The organism is Streptomyces sp. NPDC040589, assembly GCF_055594445.1.
In genome coordinates this window covers 575175-593385 of the sequence record NZ_JBVIWP010000004.1, presented here as the reverse complement: position 1 = coordinate 593385, position 18211 = coordinate 575175, and the positions used below count along the sequence as shown (strand labels likewise).

Genomic DNA, 18211 nt, shown 5'->3' with positions numbered 1-18211 from the left:
CAAGCCAGGACCCCGGTCGATCTGCTCGCCGTCAGTTCAGCGACCGCAGTTGGTCCAGCTCGTTCCCGATCGCCGTGCGAAGCAAGTCGTGCCGCGGACCGAGTGCGAACTGCTCGTCGCCCCACCTGTCGCGGGGATAGAGCCAAACCGGTTTGCCCACCAACTCGGTCGGCTCCCACTCGAACCGCGGCCATACGTGTGCGTGCAAGAATCCGTCGGTATTGCCCAGGATCTCAAGATTGACCCGCCGGAAAGCCGCGTCCATGCGACGGGATACTCGCTCGACTGCTTCCCCGAGCTGGTCCATGTCGGAGAGGAAGGCCAGCCGCTTCCCCCTGGGCAGGTCCGACAGTCTCTCCACCTGGGGATCGTCCACCAGCAGCACCGAGTAGCCCGGCAGGAACTGCACATCGCCGATCACCGCGAACCCCGCGTTCAAGCGCCGCAGTACAGAGGGGTTTTCACCTCGCAGAGCACTCCCGATGCGCTCGACCCGCCAGTCATCACCCGGCCCCTTCGAGCGCGCCGGACCTAGGGCCTGTGTGATGTTGTGATCAGCCAGTTGCCTTCAGGAGGCCGTCGATCCAGATCATCGAGGCACGGAGGTGGAGGCCGGCGAGGTAGCTCTCGGGCGTCTTGTCGTATCGAGTCGCGATACCGCGCCATGCCTTCAACTTGTTGATGAGCCGCTCGACGGTGTTCCGCTCCTTGTAAAGATCGCCGTCGTGGCGTGTGGGGCGGCCGCCCCGGCGGCCCTTCTTCTTCCGGTTGGCGGACTGGTCCTTCTTCTCCGGGATGACTGCCTTGATGCCGCGTTTCCGCAGGTAAGAGCGGTTAGCGCGGGACGAGTAGGCCTTGTCCGCGGCGACAGCGTCGGGCCGGGTTCGAGGACGGCCGAGAGGCAGACGGACCCGCACCTTCTGCAACACGGGGACGAACTGCGGGCTGTCGGCGGCCTGTCCTGCGGCCAGGACGAGCGACAACGGACGGCACTTGCGGTCCGCGGCGAGATGAACCTTGCTCGTCAGCCCACCACGGGATCTGCCGAGCAGGGCTTGGTTCAAGCGGAGCTTGCGCCCTCGCCTGATACGCCGCCGCTCTTCCCGCTCGGGGCCGTCCCTGCCGTCCTGTCCGTTCTGTTCTGGCGGGCCGCCCCCTTTTGCCGGGCCCGCTCCTGCTCGGCGGCAGCTTCTTCAAGGGCGTCCATAACCTCCTTGCCGATGCGCATCCCGGCGGCGTCGTGGTGGGCGCGGGCAGTGGTGGAGTCCACGCTGACCAGGGATAAGTCCGTCTGTCCCCGGCGGGCGGCCTCCGCGATCATGCCTTCCAGAAGAGCAGAGAAGACCCCGGCGTCCCGCCAGACACGAAAGCGGCCGTAGACCGTCGGCCACGGTCCGAACTCGGAGGGCATCTCGCGCCACTGGGCGCTGGAGCGGAACCGCCAGATCACCCCTTCGAACTGCTCCCGCAGCCGTTCGGGGTATGGGCCGTACTCGCCTATCGGCAGATACGGCTCGATGAACTCCCATTGCTCGTCGCTGAGTTGCCTACGTGTCACACCCAGCGTCCTACCAGGTCCTGCCCCCGCAAGGGACCAAAACCCGAGATTGATCACGACCTCACACAGGCCCTAGCCGTCCCACGTCAGCCGAACCAGCAGCACGCCGGGCGCACGCGGCACCGACACCGCCAGTCCGGCCCCGTCCCAGGTGGCCCGGCCCGCCTCCGGGGAGGACGGGTGCAGGACGTCCGCGCGGACGGGCCGGTCCGCCAGGTGCCGGAGGGGGACGTGGAGTTCAGCCGGTCCGCCGCGGCGCCAGACCGAGACGTAGGCCGTGCGGTCGCCGGGGACCCTGAGGCCCAGGGCCAGCCACTCGTCCGTCCAGCCGGGCAGGCCCAGCGGCCAGAAGGGCAGGGCCTGTGCGAGGTCGCCGCGGATCGACTTGTAGACCGCGACCGCGTCCCGTACGAGGGCCAGTTGGTGTTCCGACATGTGGTTCAGATGGCCGGAGAGATGGATGCGGCCGAGCAGGGCCCCGCCCAGGGTCCAGGAGATCAGGTCGTCGTCGAACGTCGGCTGCGGGTAGGCCCAGACGGCGCCCTGCTCGGGCGGGACCGCGGTCGGAGCGGCGGCGGCGATGGGCGCGTAGCGCAGCGGGTCCTGCTGGTCGCTGGTGGACTGGAGCTGGGCGACGGCCAGGGTGGCCCCGTCCATGCGCATGCCGCCCGAGGCGCAGTTCTCGACGACGAGGCCGGGGTGCCGGTCCAGTACGCCGGAGAGCCAGTCCAGGTAGGCGTGGGCGTGGCCGAGCAGCCCCGCTCCCGGCGCGAGGTCGCCCAGGGCCTGGGTGCCGGGGTCGACCACGATGTTGTAGTCCAGCTTGAGATAGCCCACGCCCCAGTCGCCGACGATCCGGTCGACCGTCTTGTCGAGGTGGGCGCGGGCGGCCGGATGCCGCAGGTCGAGCTGGTGGCGGCCCTGTTCGGTCAGGCGCACGCCGTCGCGCTGGAAGAACGCCTCGGCGGGAAGCTCGGCCGCGACCGGGCTGCGTACCCCGACGACCTCCGGCTCCAGCCACAGCCCGGGCACCATGCCGCGCTCCCGGATCCGGTCCAGGACCGCCTGGATGCCGCCGTCGGGGAAGCGGCGCGGCGAGGGCTGCCAGGCGCCGACGCTGTCCCACCAGCCGCGGGTGTCGTCGTCGTACCAGCCCGAGTCGACGCAGAAGTACTCCGCGCCGGCGTCGGCGGCGGCGTCGATCAGCGGCAGCAGTTTGGCCGTGGTCGGGTCGCCCATGAGGGTGTTCATGTAGTCGTTGAAGACGACGGGGAGGGCGGTGTGGTCCGGGTGGGGGCGGCGGATCGCGCGGCGGTAGGAGGTCAGGGCGCCCATCGCGGCGTCGAGGCCGGAGCCGAGTGCGAGGGCCCCGGGCACGGTGGTGAACTCCTCACCGAGGGCGAGCCGGACCCGCCACTGGTGTTCCGCGTCCGTGGGGCCGTTCAGCGCGAGGTACGTGCCGTGTGCGCGCTGGCCGACGTCCCAGCGCCAGCCGGCCGGGGACTCCACCTGCCACACCCAGGCCCGGCCGCCGTCCCGCTCGGTCAGCGCCCCCATGGCCAGATGGCCGTCGGTGGGCCAGCTGCCGCGCCCGGTCAGGGCGAGGGCGGCCCGGCTGTCGTGCTCGTGGACGTCCATGTTGATGTCGGCGACGGCGGCGCGCAGCGGCTCGGCGTACCAACGGCACTCGGCGAGCCAGTCGTTGCGGGCCCGGTGGACGTCGAGGGCGTCCGGGGCGGGCAGGCCGCCGAGCAGCAGGCTGCTGACGGACTGGACGACCAGGGGCTCCCGGCCCTCGTTGCGCAGCCGGACGCGGGAGCGCAGGACGGGCAGACCGGTGGGTGACGTCAGCTCGGCGAACGCCGTCAGGCCGGTGCCCGGATCGTGGAGTTCGACGGTCAGCCAGTCCCAGCCGTCGCGTCTGCCCGTGCGGTGGGCCCGGTAGGCGAGCCGCGCGCCGAAGGCCGTGCCCGTGAAACGCGGGCCTGACCAGCCGCTGCCGTGGCCGAGGGCGGTGAGCTCCACGAGCGGGAGCGCCGAGGGCGGGGCGGCGGGGTTGTCGTCGTCGGGGTGGGTCAGACCGACCAGCCGCAGAGTCCCGTCGGCGGCGACGGCGAACCGTGCCCGAAGGGCCTCATGTCCCCAAGTGAACTCGTCCTGCCGCTGGTTGGAGGCCATGTGCGCCGCATCCGCCGTGCCGGTCAAGGTGCTCCCCCTCCTGACCCCGCCCCGTTCTCCGGGAGCGGCGGTCCGCGTGAATCCCTCGTTACGGTCTCTTGACGACCCAAGTGTGACCGGTCACAATCCTCGCATGAATGTGACCGGTCACACAAGGCGCCCGGCGAGCATCAGGGACGTCGCGACCGCGGCGGGGGTCTCCTACCAGACGGTCTCGCGGGTGATCAACGGCCATCCGAGCGTGCGGCCGTCCACCCGGGAGCGGGTGCTCGCCGCCATCGACGAACTGGGCTTCCGCCGCAACGTCACCGCCCACGCTCTGGCCAGCGGGCGCAGCCGGGCCGTGACCGTGCTCACCGCGAACACCACCCACTACGGCTACGCCTCGATCCTCCAGGGCATCGAGGAGGCCGCCCGCGCCGCGTCGTACGCGGTCGGGATCGGGGTCCTGGAGTCCGCCGACGACGCGGCCGTCGCCGCGGAGGTGCAGCGTGCGGCGGACGCGGGCGGCGGGCTCATCGTGATCGCATACGATCCGGCCGGTGTTCGGGCGCTGGGAGCCGTGCCCGCGACGCTGCCGGTCGTCGGCGTGGTCGAGACCCCGGCGAGCCCGCCCGGCGGCGACCGCCCGTGGGTCTGGACCGACGACCGCGAGGCCGCCTACCAGGCGACCCGGCATCTGCTCTCCCTCGGCCACGAGACCGTGCACTACGTGGCCATCCCGTCCAGCACCCGCCGCACCAGCGCCCGCACCAGCGGCTGGCGGCAGGCGCTGAAGGAGGCCGGCGCCCCGGAATCCCGTCCCGTACAGAGCAGTTGGGGACCGGCGGGCGGTCACGCGGCAGGGCTGAAGCTGGCGGGCGACCCGTCCGTCACCGCGATCCTGTGCGGCAACGACGACCTCGCGCTCGGCGTGCTCCGGGCCCTGCACGAGGCCGGCCGCTCGGTGCCGGGCGAGGTCAGCGTGGCCGGTTTCGACGACGCCCCGCACTCCGCCTTCCTCACACCGTCCCTGACGACCGTACGCCTGGACTTCACCGGCCTCGGGCGGTCCGCGTTCGCCCTGCTGCACGGGGTGCTGGAGGAGTCGGCGCAGGTCGCCCCGCATCCCGTGTCCGTGCCCGAGCTGGTGGTGCGGGAGAGCTCGGGGCCACCGCCCGCCGGTCACTGAACACCGCTCATCCGCCCAGCAGTTGTGAGTCCCGCCACCTGAACCTGAACCACCTGCTCCGGAAAGGCACGAGATGAAGAGAAGAGCTCTCCCCGCGCTGGCGCTGATATGCGCCGCCGGCCTGGCCGCCACCGCGTGCAGTGACCCGACCGCCGGGGACTCCGGTGACTCCGGTTCGGGCGGGAAGAAGGCGGAGGTCAACCCCACCGCCCGCCTCGACGGCGTGAAGCTGACCATGTGGACCGCGCAGAACACGGTCAACGCGCCCAAGCAGGTCATCGACGCCTTCGAGAAGGCCACCGGCGCCAAGGTCGACACCCAGGCGATCCCGGACCTCTACGAGCAGAACGTGCCGACGAAGCTGGCGTCCGGCGACCGCCCCGACCTGATGTTCTGGCAGCCGTCCATCTCCACCCTGCCGTTCATACAGCCGAAGCAGAACCTCCTGCCCCTGGACGGGGAGCCGTGGGAGGCCAAGCTCGGCGGGACCGAGAAGTCGCTCGGCATGATCGACGGCAAGCGGTACGCGGCGATCGTCACCAGCCCCGCCATGCTCGGCGTCTACTACAACAAGGACGTCTTCAAGCAGGCGGGCATCGCCGAGAAGGACTTCCCCAAGTCCTACGACGAGCTGCTCGCCCTCGGCCGCAAGGTCGTCGACAAGTCCGACGCCGCCGCCTTCTACGAGGCAGGCGGCGACAAGTGGCCGCTCCAGTGGCAGATGCAGGTCCAGCTCACCGACCTCGACCAGCAGTGGTGGGCCGATCTCAACGCGGGCAAGAAGAAGTGGACCGACCCGGTCGTCGTCGGCGCGATCAAGAAGTACAAGGAGAAGCTGCTCGACGCCGGGCTCGCCCAGAAGAACTACCGGACGGGCACGTTCACCGGGCAGGCCGACGCGCTGTGGAAGGGCGAGGCCGGCATGGTCCTCAACGTCACCTCCTTCCAGAGCCAGTTGCAGGCCAAGTACTCCACCGCCGAGATCGACAGGAAGATCGGCTGGTTCCCGGTCGCCAACTCCTCGGCCACCGGCCTGTACTCCCCCGACCAGACCAACGGTGTCGTCGCCTTCAAGACCGGTGACGACAAGCGGCAGAACGCGGCCCGGCAGTTCCTCGCCTTCTGGCTCGGGCCGGACTACCCGGACTACATCAAGACGATGAAGATCCCGTCCGTGCAGCCGTCCGTGCCCACCCCCGGCGGACTGCCCGAGACGTCCAAGGCCCAGGTGGCGGCCCTGCCGAAGGCCATCGGCGTCTTCCAGGCCAAGGCGATCGTCGCCCCGGACACGCATCTCTACCTGGCCGACATGATCTTCGGCAAGAAGAGCCCGCAGCAGGTCGCGCAGGCGATCCAGGACCAGTTCGCGCAGGTGGCCAAGGCCCAGGGCGCGCCCGGGTTCTGACGATGGCGGACACGGTCGTACGTACCCAGCCCGCGCCGGTCAGGGGCGCGCCGAAGAAGGTGGGGCGGCTGCCACGCGCGGCCGTGCACCACCCCTGGTGGTTCGCGCTGCCCGCGATCGTCGTCTTCGCGGGCTTCTTCCTGGTGCCGAACCTGCTCAACTTCTACTACCCGTTCACCAACTGGTCCTCGTACCACGCGGACATCGCCTTCACGGGCCTGGACAACTTCAAGACCATCGCCGAGGACGGCTCGCTGCTGCGGGCGATCCGGACGACCCTGGTGTACGCGCTGCTGGCGGCGCTGTTCCAGAACGGCTTCGGGCTCGTGCTGGCGCTGCTGCTGGAGGACGACAGCCGCTTCAACCGGTTCTTCCGTGCCGTCTTCTTCCTGCCGGTGCTGATCTCGGCCCTCGCGACCGGTTACGTCTTCCAGGCGCTGCTGGACCAGGACGGGGCCGTCAACTCCCTGCTGGGCACGGACATCCCCTGGCTGGGTTCGACGACCTGGACGCTGGTGGTCGTCACGCTCATCCACGGCTGGAAGTGGATGGGCCTGTCGATGCTGATCTATCTGGCCGGGCTCAAGGGCATCCCCGGCGAGATGCTGGAGGCCGCGAAGTGTGACGGGGCGGGGCCCTGGCGGACGTTCTGGTCGGTGCGCTGGCCGATGCTGGCGCCGGCCGTCACCTTCAACGTCACGACGGCACTGATCGGTTCGATGAACACCTTCGACATCGTGCAGGCCACGACCGGCGGCGGCCCCGCGGCCTCCACGGAGGTCTTCAACATCTACATGTTCCGGATCTTCGGACAGGGCCTGTACGCCCAGGCCTCCGCGATGAGCCTCGTGCTGTTCCTGGTGGTGGTCGCCGTGGCGATCCCGCTGGTCGTCGGGCTCCGGCGAAGGGAGCAGCTACTGTGACCGCGGTGTGGCGGTACGGCCGCCCTTCCCTCGTCGTCCTGCTCGCCGCGCTGGCCGTCGGTGTGCCGCTCTGGCTGGTCGCCGTCACCTCGGCCAAGCCGCAGGCCGAGGCGATCGAGCCGAACCTGGACCTGCCCGGGCACTGGCAGCCCGCGAGCAACTACGCGGACGCCGTCAGCGAGGGCGAGATGCTGCGCGGCTTCCTCAACTCGCTGCTGGTCGTGGTGCCTTCGGTGGTCCTGGTGCTGATCCTGGGTGCGGGCGCCGCCTGGGTGTTCGCCCGCCGCAAGTCGAAGCTGGTCTCGGCGGCGTACGCGCTGTGCATCAGCGGACTGCTGCTGCCGCCCGCCGTCATCACCATCGTGATGGAGCTGCGGCAGATGGGCCTGGCGAACACCCGGCCGGGCATGATCGCCGTCTACACCGGCATGTACCTGTCGACGTCGATCTTCTTCATGACCGGGTTCATCCGCGCCATCCCCACGGAACTGGAGGAGGCGGCCCGGATGGACGGGGCGACGCCGTCACGGATCTTCTGGCGGATCGTGCTTCCGCTGCTCCGGCCGGTGATCGCCACCGCGACGATCATGGTGATGCTCTACGCCTGGAGCGACGTCTTCTACGCGTTCTTCGTCCTCGGCGGCGGAGACAGGGCGACCCTGCCGCTCAACCTCTACCAGGTCGCCAGCGCCCAGCTCTACCTCAACAACTGGCATCTCGTCTTCGCGTACGTCGTGGTGATGAGCCTGCCCATGGTCGCCGTGTTCCTCGTCGGCCAGCGAAAGATCGTGTCCGGAATCACCAGTGGAGCCGTGAAGTGACTGGAGGTCCAGCAGCGTGAGCACCCCCGCCCGCACAAGATCCCGCACCAGAACCGCCCTAGTGACAGCACTACTTGGAGCAGCCGCCATGGCAGGCACCCTCCCCGCGGCCGGTCCCGCCGCCGCAGCCGACCCCCAGCGCCTCAGCGTCGACCTCAAGAGCTCCGAGGGCCCGGTGATGCTGGGTGCCAACGGCTCGCTGTACGGGCTCAGCGACGACGGGGTGCCCAGCGACGCCGCGATGGCACCCCTGAAGATCACCAGTGTCTCGCAGAAGCCGGAGGGCGGCGCCCAGCACCCCAACGGCGACGCGCTCACCGTCTCCAAGTCGTTCTTCCGCAACGGCGGCGGCGAGATCAACGTGATGATGCAGGACATCTACGCCAAGTGGCCGTACGAGGACCTCGGCATCGACGACTACCTCCCCAAGGTCGACAAGATCGTCAAGGAGGTCTCGGCCGACCCGAACAGCGACCGCTTCGTCTACATCCCGTTCAACGAGCCCGACCAGATCTGGTACAAGCTCGACGTCCAGGACCAGGCCCAGTACGAGAAGAACCGTGACCGGTTCTTCAAGGACTGGAAGACGGTGTACCAGCGGATCCGCGCGATCGACCCGGACGCACGGATCGCCGGTCCCAACGAAGCCGCATACCACACACGCCTGTTGAAGGACTTCCTCGCCTTCGCCAAGCGGGAGAACGTACTGCCCCAGGTGATGACCTGGCACGAACTCGGCTCCGGTTCGCTGCGCGACTTCCAGGCGCACTACGACGACTACCGCGCGCTGGAGCGCGAGGCGGGCATCGCCCCGCTGAAGATCAACATCGATGAGTACGCCAACCGCCGCGACCTGTCCGTGCCCGGGCAGCTCGTGCAGTGGGTGTCCCTGTTCGAGCGCAACAAGGTGTACGCCAACATGGCCTACTGGGACGCCGCCGGCAATCTCAGCGGCCATGTGGTGCGTTCGAACATTCCCAACGGCGGCTGGTGGCTGTTCCGCTGGTACGCGGGCATGACCGGGAACACCGTGAAGGTGACGCCGCCGCAGCCCAACAGCATCGACACGCTCCAGGGCCTCGCCTCGCTCGACGCCTCCCGCCGCCAGGCGCAGGTGCTGCTCGGCGGCTCCGCCGGGGACTCGGACGTGGTCGTGCGGAACGTCCCGCGGTCGGTGTTCGGCCGTACGGTCACCGCGACGGTCGCCGAGGCGGCCTGGTCCGGTTACGAGGGGCAGCACGCGGCGCCTCAGGTCCTGGCGCGCACCAAGGTGAAGGTGGCGGACGACGGTTCGGTGACCGTCCCGCTGCGCGGACTGCACAAGATGTCGGCGTACCGGATCGTCCTCACCCCCGGCGGCTCGGGCACCCCGTCCGCCGCGTCCGTCCCGTGGTCGGCGTCGTACGAGGCCGAGGACGCGGCCATCACCGACGGCAAGGTGTACACCCAGGGCACCGTGCAGAACGCCAACGGCTACGCGGCCTCCGGCACCAAGGACGTCGGCTCCCTCAACCAGCCCGGCAGCAAGGTCGCCTTCACGGTGACCGTGCCGAAGGACGGCACGTACGACCTGGCGATCCTGTACGGCAACCAGTCCGGCGGCCCCGCCACGCAGAAGCTGTCGATCGACGGCGGCGACCCGGTGACGGTCGGCTACCCCTCCACCGAGAACTGGACGTACCGCGCCAAGAAGGACGTCAACGTCCAGCTCAAGGCCGGTACACACCAGTTGGTCCTGTCCAAGGGCGACGCCGAGGTCACCCTCGACCGGATCGACCTGACCACGCGGACGGGCGCGGCCTCCGCGTCGTACGAGGCCGGCCTGGCGGACATCAGCGGCAAGCCGTCGTACGACTACTCGTCCTCGGCCGGTGTGGGCACGGGCGCCCTGGTGCTGCGCTCCGGCGACAAGGCGGTGTTCGACGTCTACGCCCCGCGTGACGGTTACTACACGGTGGTGCCGCGGGCCTCGGCGGCGGTGAGGCTCGCGCTGCACGGGGAGACGGTCACGGCCGCGCCCGGCCGGCCGCTGCGGCTCTACCTGGTCGCGGGCAACAACCGGATCGCGATGACGTCGGGCCACGCCGCCGTGCGCTCCCTCGACGTCTCCGGCGACGGTTCGGCCTCCGGCACCCTCTCCTACGAGGGCGCCTCGGCCACGCTCGCGGGCGGCGCCAAGCTCGTCGACTCCCCGCACGCGTCCGCCGGCTCGTACATCGGCTGGCTCGGCAACAGCCCCTCCAGCACGGCCGATTTCACGGTGAACGCGCCGCGGTCCGGCCGCTATGTGCTGGTCGTCCACTACGCGCACAACGACCGCAGGGACAACGGCCACGCCTACAACACGGACATCATGTCCCGTACGGCGGACCTCACGGTCGGAACCGCGGCGCCGGTGAAGGTCACCTTCAAGAACACCTGGAGCTTCGACGACTACTGGACCGTCGGCGTCCCGGTCGATCTGAAGAAGGGTGCCAACAAGGTGACGTTCGGCAACGCGAGTGCCTGGGCGCCGAACATCGACCGGATCGAGCTGGGCCGGGTCGTGGGCTGAAACGTGCGGTGACGGGTGTCGGTTGCGGAGGAGTGAGATGTTCTCCTCCGCAACCGACACCGTCGTGTCCGGGCCGGCTCTCACCCGTACCAGTAGGCGGCCCGGATCCCTTCGTTCGAGCCGGTCCACCAGACCTCCATGCTCCCCGGGACGCGCGACACCGCCGCGAGACCGTCGCCGGAGGCACTGTTGTCCGGGGCGAGCCGGGAGCGCGCCCAGGGATGGCCGTCGTACCAGTAGGCACCCTCGACCGACCCGCTGTCAGCGGCCCACCACACCTCCATGCTGCCCGGGATCCGGGACACCGCCGCGACGCCCGTGTCCGAGTCCGCGTTTCCCCCCGGCGCCACCTCGTACTGCTGCCATGAAGCACACATGTCCGCTCCCTCACCCCACCGTGGATGTGCACGTAACGTAGCTGTGCGAATACGCTGAGACATCGGCGCGAGGTCGGCAGTCAGAGCGCGATGCACCACCTCGGTCACGCGCGGGACTCCGACCCCGCCTCCCTGACACTCCCTCACCCGGCGCCATCCCCTATGCTTCTACATGCTTGTAGAATGTCAGTACACGCATGTGAAGGAGTGGACGCCCACCATGGTGTTCAAACGACTGCTCGGCGCACTCGGCGTGGGCGGACCCACCGTCGACACGGTCCTCGACCCGGCTCCCGTCCGGCCCGGCGGCACGCTCACCGGTCAGGTCCGACTCGTGGGCGGCAAAGCCGACTTCGACATCGAGCACATCACCCTGGAGCTGGTGGCCCGGGTCGAGGCCGAGCACGAGGGCGGTGAGAGCGAGGGCGTCGTCGCCTTCGACCGCTTCACCGTCGGCGGCGGGTTCCGGCTCGCCGAGGGCGAGCAGCGCGGTGTGCCCTTCAGCGTGACCCTCCCGTGGGAGACGCCGGCCACCCAGTTGCACGGGCAGAGCCTGGGCGTCGTCCTCGGCGTGCGCACCGAGTTGTCGGTGGCGGGTGCGAAGGACAAGGGCGATCTGGACCAGCTGATCGTCGCGCCACTGCCGGTGCAGGAGGCCGTGCTGGAAGCCCTGGGCGGGCTCGGGTTCGGTTTCAAGTCGGCCGACCTCGAGTACGGGCGCATCGGCGGCACCGGCCAGCAACTGCCGTTCTACCAGGAGATCGAGCTCGTCCCGTCGCCCCGGTACGCGCAGCAGATCAACGAGATCGAGCTGACGTTCCTGGCGAACCCGGGCGGCATGGAGGTCGTACTGGAGGCGGACAAGCGCGGCGGCTTCCTGTCGTCCGGCCACGACGCACTCACCCGCTTCAACGTCTCCCACGAGGGTGTCGAACACCAGGACTGGCCCGCGATCGTCGACGGCTGGATCCAGCAACTCGTAGAGCACCGGGCATCGTACGGCTCCCCCGTGGGGTTCGGCTCCCCCGCCGCGTTCGGCCCGGGCAGCCACGGGCACGACAGTCAGCACCATGACGGCCGCCGCTCGGGCCCCGGCATGGGCACCGCCGTCGCCGCAGGCGCGGCCGGGCTCGCCGCCGGGGTCGTCGGCGGCATGGTCGCCGGTGAAGTCGTCGACGAGGTCGGGGACTTCTTCGAGGGCGAGGAGGAAGAGGAGGGCTGAGGCAGCGCTGGTCGGGCTGGCCGGCACTCACGCAGGGCGCGATGCCCCGGCCTGCTGACTCCCGGCCGCGGGTCCGGCGGGCAGGCCTCCCGGGCCATCGCCTGCCCCGGCGCGGGTTCAGGCCACTCCCCCGGGATGCCCGGGGTGCACTTGGCGGGCGCCCGGGCAACAGCCCGGCCTGCGGGGCCCCCGACCGAACACCCCGGGCCGTGGACAGCCAAGGCGCAAGTTCCAGAGCGCGAGCCCCCGGCCCGGGTCCAGGCCCCCCGTGCGGGCCCAGTACACGAGCCCCCGGCGCCGGCCAGGGAACACGGCGGGCGCCCCCGGGCACCAACCCGACCCACAGACCCCCGGCCGACCCACCCGGGGCAGTGGACAGCCGAGGCACGGATCCAGGGCATTGGTCCGGGCCGCAAGCCCCCCGGCGCGGATCCAGGGCACAAGCCCCCCCCTTGGCAGGCCCGGGCCACAAGCCCCCGGCGCCGGCCAGGAGGCACAGCGGGCGCCCCCAGGCAGCAGCCCGACCTGCAGGGCGCCAGCCGACCGCCCCGGGCCGGGCAGGCCGAGACGCAACCCCCGGGGCGCTGATCCGGAGCGCGAGCCCCCCGGCGCGGATCAGGGCACGAGCCCTCCGCACCGACCAAGAGGCACGGCAGGCACCCCGGACAGCAGCCCGACCCTCAGGGCCCCGGCCGACCGCCCCGGGCCGTGGACGATCCGCCCCCTCGGGTCTCACAAGGGCGTCGCCGCATGCAGGATGAGCACCATCGTGACGGCCGAGTTCGCGGACGACATCGCCGACACGGCCGTTCCCGCGGCCGCTCCCCACGCCGCGAGGCCGACCGAGGTGAACACCGGGGGCCAGGTGCGGACGGCGGGTGCTGGGCCGAGCAGGGCCGCCACCCGGCGCGGCACCGGCCCCGGGGCGGCGAGTCCCGCGAGCGTGGGCGCCGGGGTGCCCCGGGAGACGAGGGCGGCCGTGCCGATCGCCCGCGCCACCGTGCGGCGGCTGCCGATCGCCCGGGCCGCTTCCTCGTCGGCCCACCGCTCCGCCGTATAGGCCACAGCCGTACGCAGCGGCCGCAGGAACGGATTGGCCCGGGCGGCGAGCTGCACGGCGAGCAGGAAACGGTCGTGCCGGGCGGCGAGATGCGCCCGCTCATGGGCGAACAGGGCCCGGCGCTCGGCCGACCGCAGCTGATCCAGCAGGCCGGTGGTCACCACGACACGCCCCGCGCGCGGGCCACGGACAGGGCGACCGACACCGCCGCGCCGATGACTGACGCCGACACCCAGAGCATCACCACGGAGACGGCGGACCCTGCCACGCGAGGCATCACCATCGCGCCGGCCGTCGCCGCCACGCAGAGCACCACTCACTCGACGGCCCACGCCGGCGCGCAACACACCATCAGCCCAACGGCCGCTCCCGCCGCGCAAGGAACCACCATCACGCCAGTCGTCCCCGGCACGCAGAGCACCACTCCCCCGACGCCCAGGCAGCGCATACGCGTACGGCACGGCGTCCGGCAGTACCGCCACCTCCGTGTCCGGCAGCCCGGCCAGAGCGCGGTGGGCCCGGTGGCGTACCCGGGCGTGCCGCCACAGGGTCCGGCCGCAGGCGACGAGCACCGCGCAGAGCGCGGGAATGGCGGCCTTGCCGACGATCTCGTCGTACGGCACCGCCGCGCGGACCTCGGGGTCCGACCAGCCGTCGGGCAGCGGGTTGCCGGGGAGCTGGGCGGTGCCGACCACCATGACCAGGCCCAGGCACACGGTGCTGCACAGCGCCAGCACCGCGGCCATCGCGGTCAGCAGCCGGGTCGCGGTGCGTGGATGCAGATGCTGTTCGGCCAGGCGGGCGACCGGCCATGCCGTGAGCGGCAGGACCAGTGGCATAAAGACGAAGACCCCCATGAGGCTTCAGTCTTCCCCCTCGCCATGAGCCTGATCCAGCAGGTCACGCAGCAGCCGTTCGTCGTCCGGGCCGAGGCCGGTGAGGAAACTGGCCAGTACGGCCTCGCGGTCGCTCTCGGCGTCCAGCACCTTGCGCATCTTCCGGGCGGCCAGGCCCGCCTGGTCCGAGGCGGGCGTCCAGGCGAAGGACCGGCCGACCCGCTCCCGGGTGACCGCGCCCTTGCCCAGCAACCGGGTCAGGATCGTGATCACCGTCGTGTACGCGAGGTCACCGCCGAGGCGTTCCTGCACCCAGCCGGCCGTCGCCGGACCGCCCGCCTCCCGCAGCGCCTCCAGCACCAGCGCCTCCAGCTCGCCCTGCCCACGCCGGGGTCTCTGCCGGGGATCCGTCACCGCCCTGCCTCCCTTCCACCGCCCTGCGTTGCCCGTGCCGACATCGTATAGATCCGCAGGACCGGCCCCCTCACCTTCTACAGTGCTGTAGATTTTAGTTCCGGGTTCTTCCCGGACCCGGAACGCACCCGTCAAGAACCAGAACGCACACGTCAAGAAGGAGTACCCGTGGGAGTTTCCCTGTCCAAGGGCGGCAACGTCTCGCTCAGCAAGGAGGCGCCGGGCCTCACCGCCGTCCTGGTCGGCCTGGGCTGGGACGTCCGTACGACCACCGGCACGGACTACGACCTGGACGCCTCCGCCCTACTCCTGGAGGCTTCCGGCAAGGTCCCCTCCGACCAGCACTTCGTCTTCTACAACAACCTGAAGAGCCCGGACGGCTCGGTCGAGCACACCGGCGACAACCTCACCGGCGAGGGCGAGGGCGACGACGAGACCGTCAAGGTGAACCTCGCCGCCGTGCCCGCCGAGATCGACAGGATCGTGTTCCCGGTGTCCATCCACGACGCCGAGAACCGCGGCCAGAGCTTCGGACAGGTCCGCAACGCGTTCATCCGGGTCGTCAACCAGGCCGGCGGTCAGGAGATCGCCCGCTACGACCTGTCCGAGGACGCCTCCACCGAGACGGCGATGGTCTTCGGCGAGCTCTACCGGAACGGCGAGGAGTGGAAGTTCCGTGCCGTCGGCCAGGGGTACGCCTCCGGGCTGGCCGGTATCGCCTCCGACTTCGGCGTCAGCGTCTGACAGGGACCGACCCGTACCGCCGGGCCCCGCCGGCACATGGCGGGGCCCGGCGGCCGCATCAGCAACCGACCGGGAGACCACGTGGCCGAACCGTCCCGCCTCCGCCCCGAGGACCGCGCGGATTTCGAAGCCGTACTGCACCTTGCCCTGAGCACCGCGGACATCCGCGGTGCCCTCGGCGCCGACCCGACCGGCCGGGCGGCCGCGCGCCTGCGCGCCCACACGCTGGCCCACGCCGACGACATCGCTGCGGCGGCCGGCGAGCCGTACCGCGCCTATCTCGCCGTACGCGGGGCGGCCCGGCACGAGGCGCGGGGCTCGCGCGACACCGGCAGTCTGCTGCCCGCCCTCGCGGTGCTCACGCCGCTCGTGGCGGCCACCTCCGCCGGGGTGCTGCTCCTGCTCGGCGGCCTGCTCCAGGTGGCCGGCGCCCCTGGGCCGTTGCCCGGATCGCTGCTCGCGGCCGGCTGGACCCTGGCGCTCGTGGCGGCCGTGACCGGCCTCGTCGCCCTGGCCGCGCTGCTGCGCACGGCCCTGGGCCGACGCGGCGCACCCACGGCCGGGCGTGTGGAGCAGGCCCGGATGACCTGGCGGCAGGCGCTGCTCGACCTCGGCCTGCTGCCCCACCTGCGCGGGCAGCTGGCCCCGCGACCCGAGGCGGCGATGACGCCGTGCTCCCCGCCCGATACGCTCGCGCCGTGCCCGGCCCGGGCGGGAAAGGACAGGACACCATGTTCGGACTGAGCGAGCTCGCGATCCTCCTCATCGTCGTCATAGCCGTGATCGGAGCGAAGAAGCTCCCCGAACTCGCCCGCTCCGCCGGCAAGTCGGCGCGCATCCTCAAGGCGGAGGCACGCGCCGCGAAGGACGAGGAGGCCGGATCGGGCACCGCGCCGCGGGTGGTCCAGGGCGAGATCATCCCGCCGGGCGGCACGGGCACGACCCCGCCCGGGGCGCGAGCGGCGGGCACCCCGGACCACCCCTGACCCGTCTCCTGACTACAGCGTGCGCTCCAGGCGGTCCGCCACCAGCTTGACGAAACGGGCCGGGTCCTTGGGCTGGCCGCCCTCGGCGAGCACTGCCAGCGTGTGCAGCAGCTCGGCGGACTCGACGAGGTCCGAGCGGTCCTCGCGCTCCTTGTACGCCTGGTTCAGGCCCTTCACCAGCTGGTGGCCGGGGTTGAGCTCAAGGATCCGCTGGGCGCGCGGCACCTCCTGGCCCATCGCCCGGTACATGTTCTCCAGGGCCGGGGTCAGATCGTGGGCGTCCGAGACGACACAGGCGGGAGAGACCGTGAGCCGCGCCGACAGGCGCACCTCCTTGATGTCCTCGCCCAGCTGCTCCCGCATCCAGCCGAGCAGCCCGGCGTAGTCCTCGGCCTGCTTCTCCCGCTCCTCGTCGGCCTTCTCGTCCCCCTGGGCGTCCAGGTCGATCTCACCCTTGGCGACGGACCGCAGCCGCTTGCCCTCGTACTCGCCCACGGCGTCCACCCACACCTCGTCGACGGCGTCGGTGAGCAGCAGGACCTCGATGCCCTTGTCGCGGAACGCCTCCATGTGCGGGGAGTTCTCGATGCTCTGCCGGGACTCGCCGGTGAGGTAGTAGATGTCGTCCTGGCCGTCCTTCATCCGCTCCACGTACCGCGCCAGGGTGGTCGGCTCGTCGTCGGCGTGCGTGGTCGCGAACGAGCAGACGGCGAGGATGGCGTCGCGGTTCTCGGAGTCGGTGACCAGGCCCTCCTTGAGGACGGTGCCGAACTCGCGCCAGAACGTGGCGTAGCGGTCGGCGTCCTTGGTCATGAAGTCCTTGACCGTGGACAGGACCTTCTTGGTCAGCCGGCGCTGCATCATCCGGATGTGCCGGTCCTGCTGGAGGATCTCGCGGGACACGTTGAGCGAGAGGTCCGCCGCGTCGACGACGCCCTTGACGAAGCGCAGGTACGGCGGCAGCAGCGCCTCGCAGTCGTCCATGATGAAGACGCGCTTCACATAGAGCTGGATGCCGCGCTTGAAGTCCCGCGTGAACAGGTCGTGCGGGGCGTGCTCGGGGACGAAGAGCAGGGCCTGGTACTCGAACGTGCCCTCCGCCTGGAGCCGGATCGTCTCCAGCGGCTCGCGCCAGTCGTGGCTGATGTGCTTGTACAGCTCGTGGTACTCGTCGTCGGACACCTCGTCGCGCGAGCGCGCCCACAGGGCCTTCATGGAGTTCAGCGTCTCGGGCTCGGGCGCGCTGTCGCCGTCGCCCGCCTCCGGGACCATCCGGATCGGCCAGGTGATGAAGTCCGAGTACCGCTTGACGATCTCCTTGATCTGCCACGGCGAGGTGTAGTCGTGAAGCTGGTTCTCGGGGTCGGCGGGCTTGAGGTGGAGCGTGACGGACGTGCCCTGGGGCGCGTCGTCGACCTTCTCCAGCGTGTACGTGGCCTCACCGCGCGACGTCCAGCGGGTCCCCTGGCTCTCCCCGGCCCGCCGGCTCACCAGCGTCACCTCATCCGCCGCCATGAAGCCGGAGTAGAAGCCGACGCCGAACTGGCCGATGAGCCCCTCGGCCCCGGCCGCGTCCTTGGCCTCCTTGAGTTCCTGGAGGAAGGTGGCGGTGCCCGAGTTGGCGATGGTGCCGATGAGCTGCCCGACCTCGTCGTACGACATCCCGATGCCGTTGTCCCGCACCGTGAGGGTGCGGGCCTCCTTGTCGACATCGATCCGGATGTGGAGATCCGACACGTCGGCGTCGAGCGAGTCGTCCCGCAGCTTCTCCAGACGCAGTTTGTCGAGCGCGTCGGAGGCGTTGGAGACGAGTTCCCGCAGGAAGACATCCTTGTTCGAGTAGACCGAGTGGATCATCAGCTGGAGCAGCTGACGTGCCTCTACCTGGAACTCAAACGTTTCGGTCGTCATGGTTCGCGTATACCTCACCGGTCACAGTCGCCTGAAATCGTGGCAGCAACT

Annotated in this window: 15 protein-coding genes and 1 pseudogene; 9 read left to right on the top strand and 7 right to left on the bottom strand. The window is 70.6% G+C overall.

Annotated elements, in window-relative coordinates:
* Positions 1 to 31 precede the first annotated feature (31 nt).
* The 3 genes and pseudogenes from ACZ58V_RS20580 to ACZ58V_RS20570 form a co-directional block, all read right to left on the bottom strand.
* Positions 32 to 448, bottom strand: coding sequence for a diadenosine tetraphosphate hydrolase (locus ACZ58V_RS20580; RefSeq protein ID WP_468196591.1), 417 nt, complete (start codon positions 446 to 448; stop codon positions 32 to 34).
* 106 nt (positions 449 to 554) lie between these two features.
* Positions 555 to 1558 (bottom strand): annotated as a pseudogene (locus ACZ58V_RS20575) (IS5 family transposase).
* 72 nt (positions 1559 to 1630) lie between these two features.
* Positions 1631 to 3736, bottom strand: coding sequence for an alpha-galactosidase (locus ACZ58V_RS20570; protein WP_471291746.1), 2106 nt, complete (start codon positions 3734 to 3736; stop codon positions 1631 to 1633).
* 133 nt (positions 3737 to 3869) lie between these two features.
* Here ACZ58V_RS20570 and ACZ58V_RS20565 point away from each other — a divergent pair, with 133 nt between their 5' ends.
* From ACZ58V_RS20565 to ACZ58V_RS20545, 5 genes are all read left to right on the top strand, one after another.
* Positions 3870 to 4907 (top strand): LacI family DNA-binding transcriptional regulator, encoded by a 1038-nt coding sequence (locus tag ACZ58V_RS20565; protein WP_359895592.1) that lies wholly within the window; start codon positions 3870 to 3872, stop codon positions 4905 to 4907.
* A gap of 73 nt (positions 4908 to 4980) precedes the next feature.
* Positions 4981 to 6312, top strand: a complete 1332-nt coding sequence (locus tag ACZ58V_RS20560) for an ABC transporter substrate-binding protein (protein ID WP_471291258.1) — start codon at positions 4981 to 4983, stop codon at positions 6310 to 6312.
* Positions 6313 to 6314: 2 nt separating this feature from the next.
* Positions 6315 to 7235 carry a carbohydrate ABC transporter permease gene (locus tag ACZ58V_RS20555; protein ID WP_471291257.1) on the top strand — a complete coding sequence of 307 codons (921 nt, stop codon included), beginning with the start codon at positions 6315 to 6317 and terminating at the stop codon, positions 7233 to 7235.
* Positions 7232 to 8056, top strand: a complete 825-nt coding sequence (locus ACZ58V_RS20550; RefSeq protein WP_189730489.1) for a carbohydrate ABC transporter permease — start codon at positions 7232 to 7234, stop codon at positions 8054 to 8056. The genes ACZ58V_RS20555 and ACZ58V_RS20550 overlap by 4 nt, the downstream gene beginning before the upstream one ends.
* A gap of 88 nt (positions 8057 to 8144) precedes the next feature.
* Positions 8145 to 10610 carry a carbohydrate-binding protein gene (locus tag ACZ58V_RS20545; RefSeq protein ID WP_471291255.1) on the top strand — a complete coding sequence of 822 codons (2466 nt, stop codon included), beginning with the start codon at positions 8145 to 8147 and terminating at the stop codon, positions 10608 to 10610.
* Positions 10611 to 10690: 80 nt separating this feature from the next.
* Here ACZ58V_RS20545 and ACZ58V_RS20540 read toward each other — a convergent pair whose 3' ends face one another.
* Positions 10691 to 10987, bottom strand: coding sequence for a hypothetical protein (locus ACZ58V_RS20540; protein ID WP_471291254.1), 297 nt, complete (start codon positions 10985 to 10987; stop codon positions 10691 to 10693).
* 220 nt (positions 10988 to 11207) lie between these two features.
* On the opposite strand from ACZ58V_RS20540, the gene ACZ58V_RS20535 reads away from it, so the two are divergent.
* Positions 11208 to 12209: a sporulation protein gene (locus tag ACZ58V_RS20535; protein WP_471291743.1), complete on the top strand. Its 1002-nt coding sequence runs from the start codon at positions 11208 to 11210 to the stop codon at positions 12207 to 12209.
* 732 nt (positions 12210 to 12941) lie between these two features.
* On the opposite strand, the gene ACZ58V_RS20530 is transcribed toward ACZ58V_RS20535, so the two are convergent.
* Together ACZ58V_RS20530 and ACZ58V_RS20525 are read right to left on the bottom strand one after the other, a co-directional pair.
* The gene (locus tag ACZ58V_RS20530) at positions 12942 to 14126 is read right to left on the bottom strand and encodes a M56 family metallopeptidase (protein ID WP_468189307.1); all 1185 of its coding nucleotides are present in this window, start codon (positions 14124 to 14126) and stop codon (positions 12942 to 12944) included.
* A 6-nt stretch (positions 14127 to 14132) separates the two neighbouring features.
* Positions 14133 to 14519 (bottom strand): BlaI/MecI/CopY family transcriptional regulator, encoded by a 387-nt coding sequence (locus ACZ58V_RS20525; RefSeq protein ID WP_468189305.1) that lies wholly within the window; start codon positions 14517 to 14519, stop codon positions 14133 to 14135.
* A gap of 168 nt (positions 14520 to 14687) precedes the next feature.
* On the opposite strand from ACZ58V_RS20525, the gene ACZ58V_RS20520 reads away from it, so the two are divergent.
* The 3 genes from ACZ58V_RS20520 to ACZ58V_RS20510 all read left to right on the top strand — a co-directional run bounded on the left by ACZ58V_RS20520 (position 14688) and on the right by ACZ58V_RS20510 (position 16249).
* On the top strand, positions 14688 to 15263 hold the full coding sequence (locus tag ACZ58V_RS20520; RefSeq protein ID WP_215123300.1) for a TerD family protein: 576 nt from the start codon (positions 14688 to 14690) through the stop codon (positions 15261 to 15263).
* Between the two features lie 81 nt (positions 15264 to 15344).
* A complete protein-coding gene (locus ACZ58V_RS20515; RefSeq protein WP_471291251.1) occupies positions 15345 to 16007 on the top strand; it encodes a hypothetical protein in 663 nt (220 codons plus the stop codon).
* A complete protein-coding gene (locus tag ACZ58V_RS20510; RefSeq protein ID WP_468189300.1) occupies positions 15995 to 16249 on the top strand; it encodes a twin-arginine translocase TatA/TatE family subunit in 255 nt (84 codons plus the stop codon). The genes ACZ58V_RS20515 and ACZ58V_RS20510 overlap by 13 nt, the downstream gene beginning before the upstream one ends.
* Before the next feature lie 12 nt (positions 16250 to 16261).
* Here ACZ58V_RS20510 and htpG read toward each other — a convergent pair whose 3' ends face one another.
* Positions 16262 to 18160 carry a molecular chaperone HtpG gene (gene htpG / locus ACZ58V_RS20505; protein ID WP_471291249.1) on the bottom strand — a complete coding sequence of 633 codons (1899 nt, stop codon included), beginning with the start codon at positions 18158 to 18160 and terminating at the stop codon, positions 16262 to 16264.
* Positions 18161 to 18211: the final 51 nt, after the last annotated feature.

Coding starts and splice junctions, on each gene's coding strand:
- ACZ58V_RS20570 (WP_471291746.1), bottom strand. CDS start 3,736: ATGGCCTCCAACCAGCGGCAGGACGAGTTCACTTGGGGACATGAGGCC.
- htpG (WP_471291249.1), bottom strand. CDS start 18,160: ATGACGACCGAAACGTTTGAGTTCCAGGTAGAGGCACGTCAGCTGCTC.
- ACZ58V_RS20530 (WP_468189307.1), bottom strand. CDS start 14,126: ATGGGGGTCTTCGTCTTTATGCCACTGGTCCTGCCGCTCACGGCATGG.
- ACZ58V_RS20565 (WP_359895592.1), top strand. CDS start 3,870: ATGAATGTGACCGGTCACACAAGGCGCCCGGCGAGCATCAGGGACGTC.
- ACZ58V_RS20555 (WP_471291257.1), top strand. CDS start 6,315: ATGGCGGACACGGTCGTACGTACCCAGCCCGCGCCGGTCAGGGGCGCG.
- ACZ58V_RS20510 (WP_468189300.1), top strand. CDS start 15,995: ATGTTCGGACTGAGCGAGCTCGCGATCCTCCTCATCGTCGTCATAGCC.
- ACZ58V_RS20540 (WP_471291254.1), bottom strand. CDS start 10,987: ATGTGTGCTTCATGGCAGCAGTACGAGGTGGCGCCGGGGGGAAACGCG.
- ACZ58V_RS20545 (WP_471291255.1), top strand. CDS start 8,145: ATGGCAGGCACCCTCCCCGCGGCCGGTCCCGCCGCCGCAGCCGACCCC.
- ACZ58V_RS20560 (WP_471291258.1), top strand. CDS start 4,981: ATGAAGAGAAGAGCTCTCCCCGCGCTGGCGCTGATATGCGCCGCCGGC.
- ACZ58V_RS20535 (WP_471291743.1), top strand. CDS start 11,208: ATGGTGTTCAAACGACTGCTCGGCGCACTCGGCGTGGGCGGACCCACC.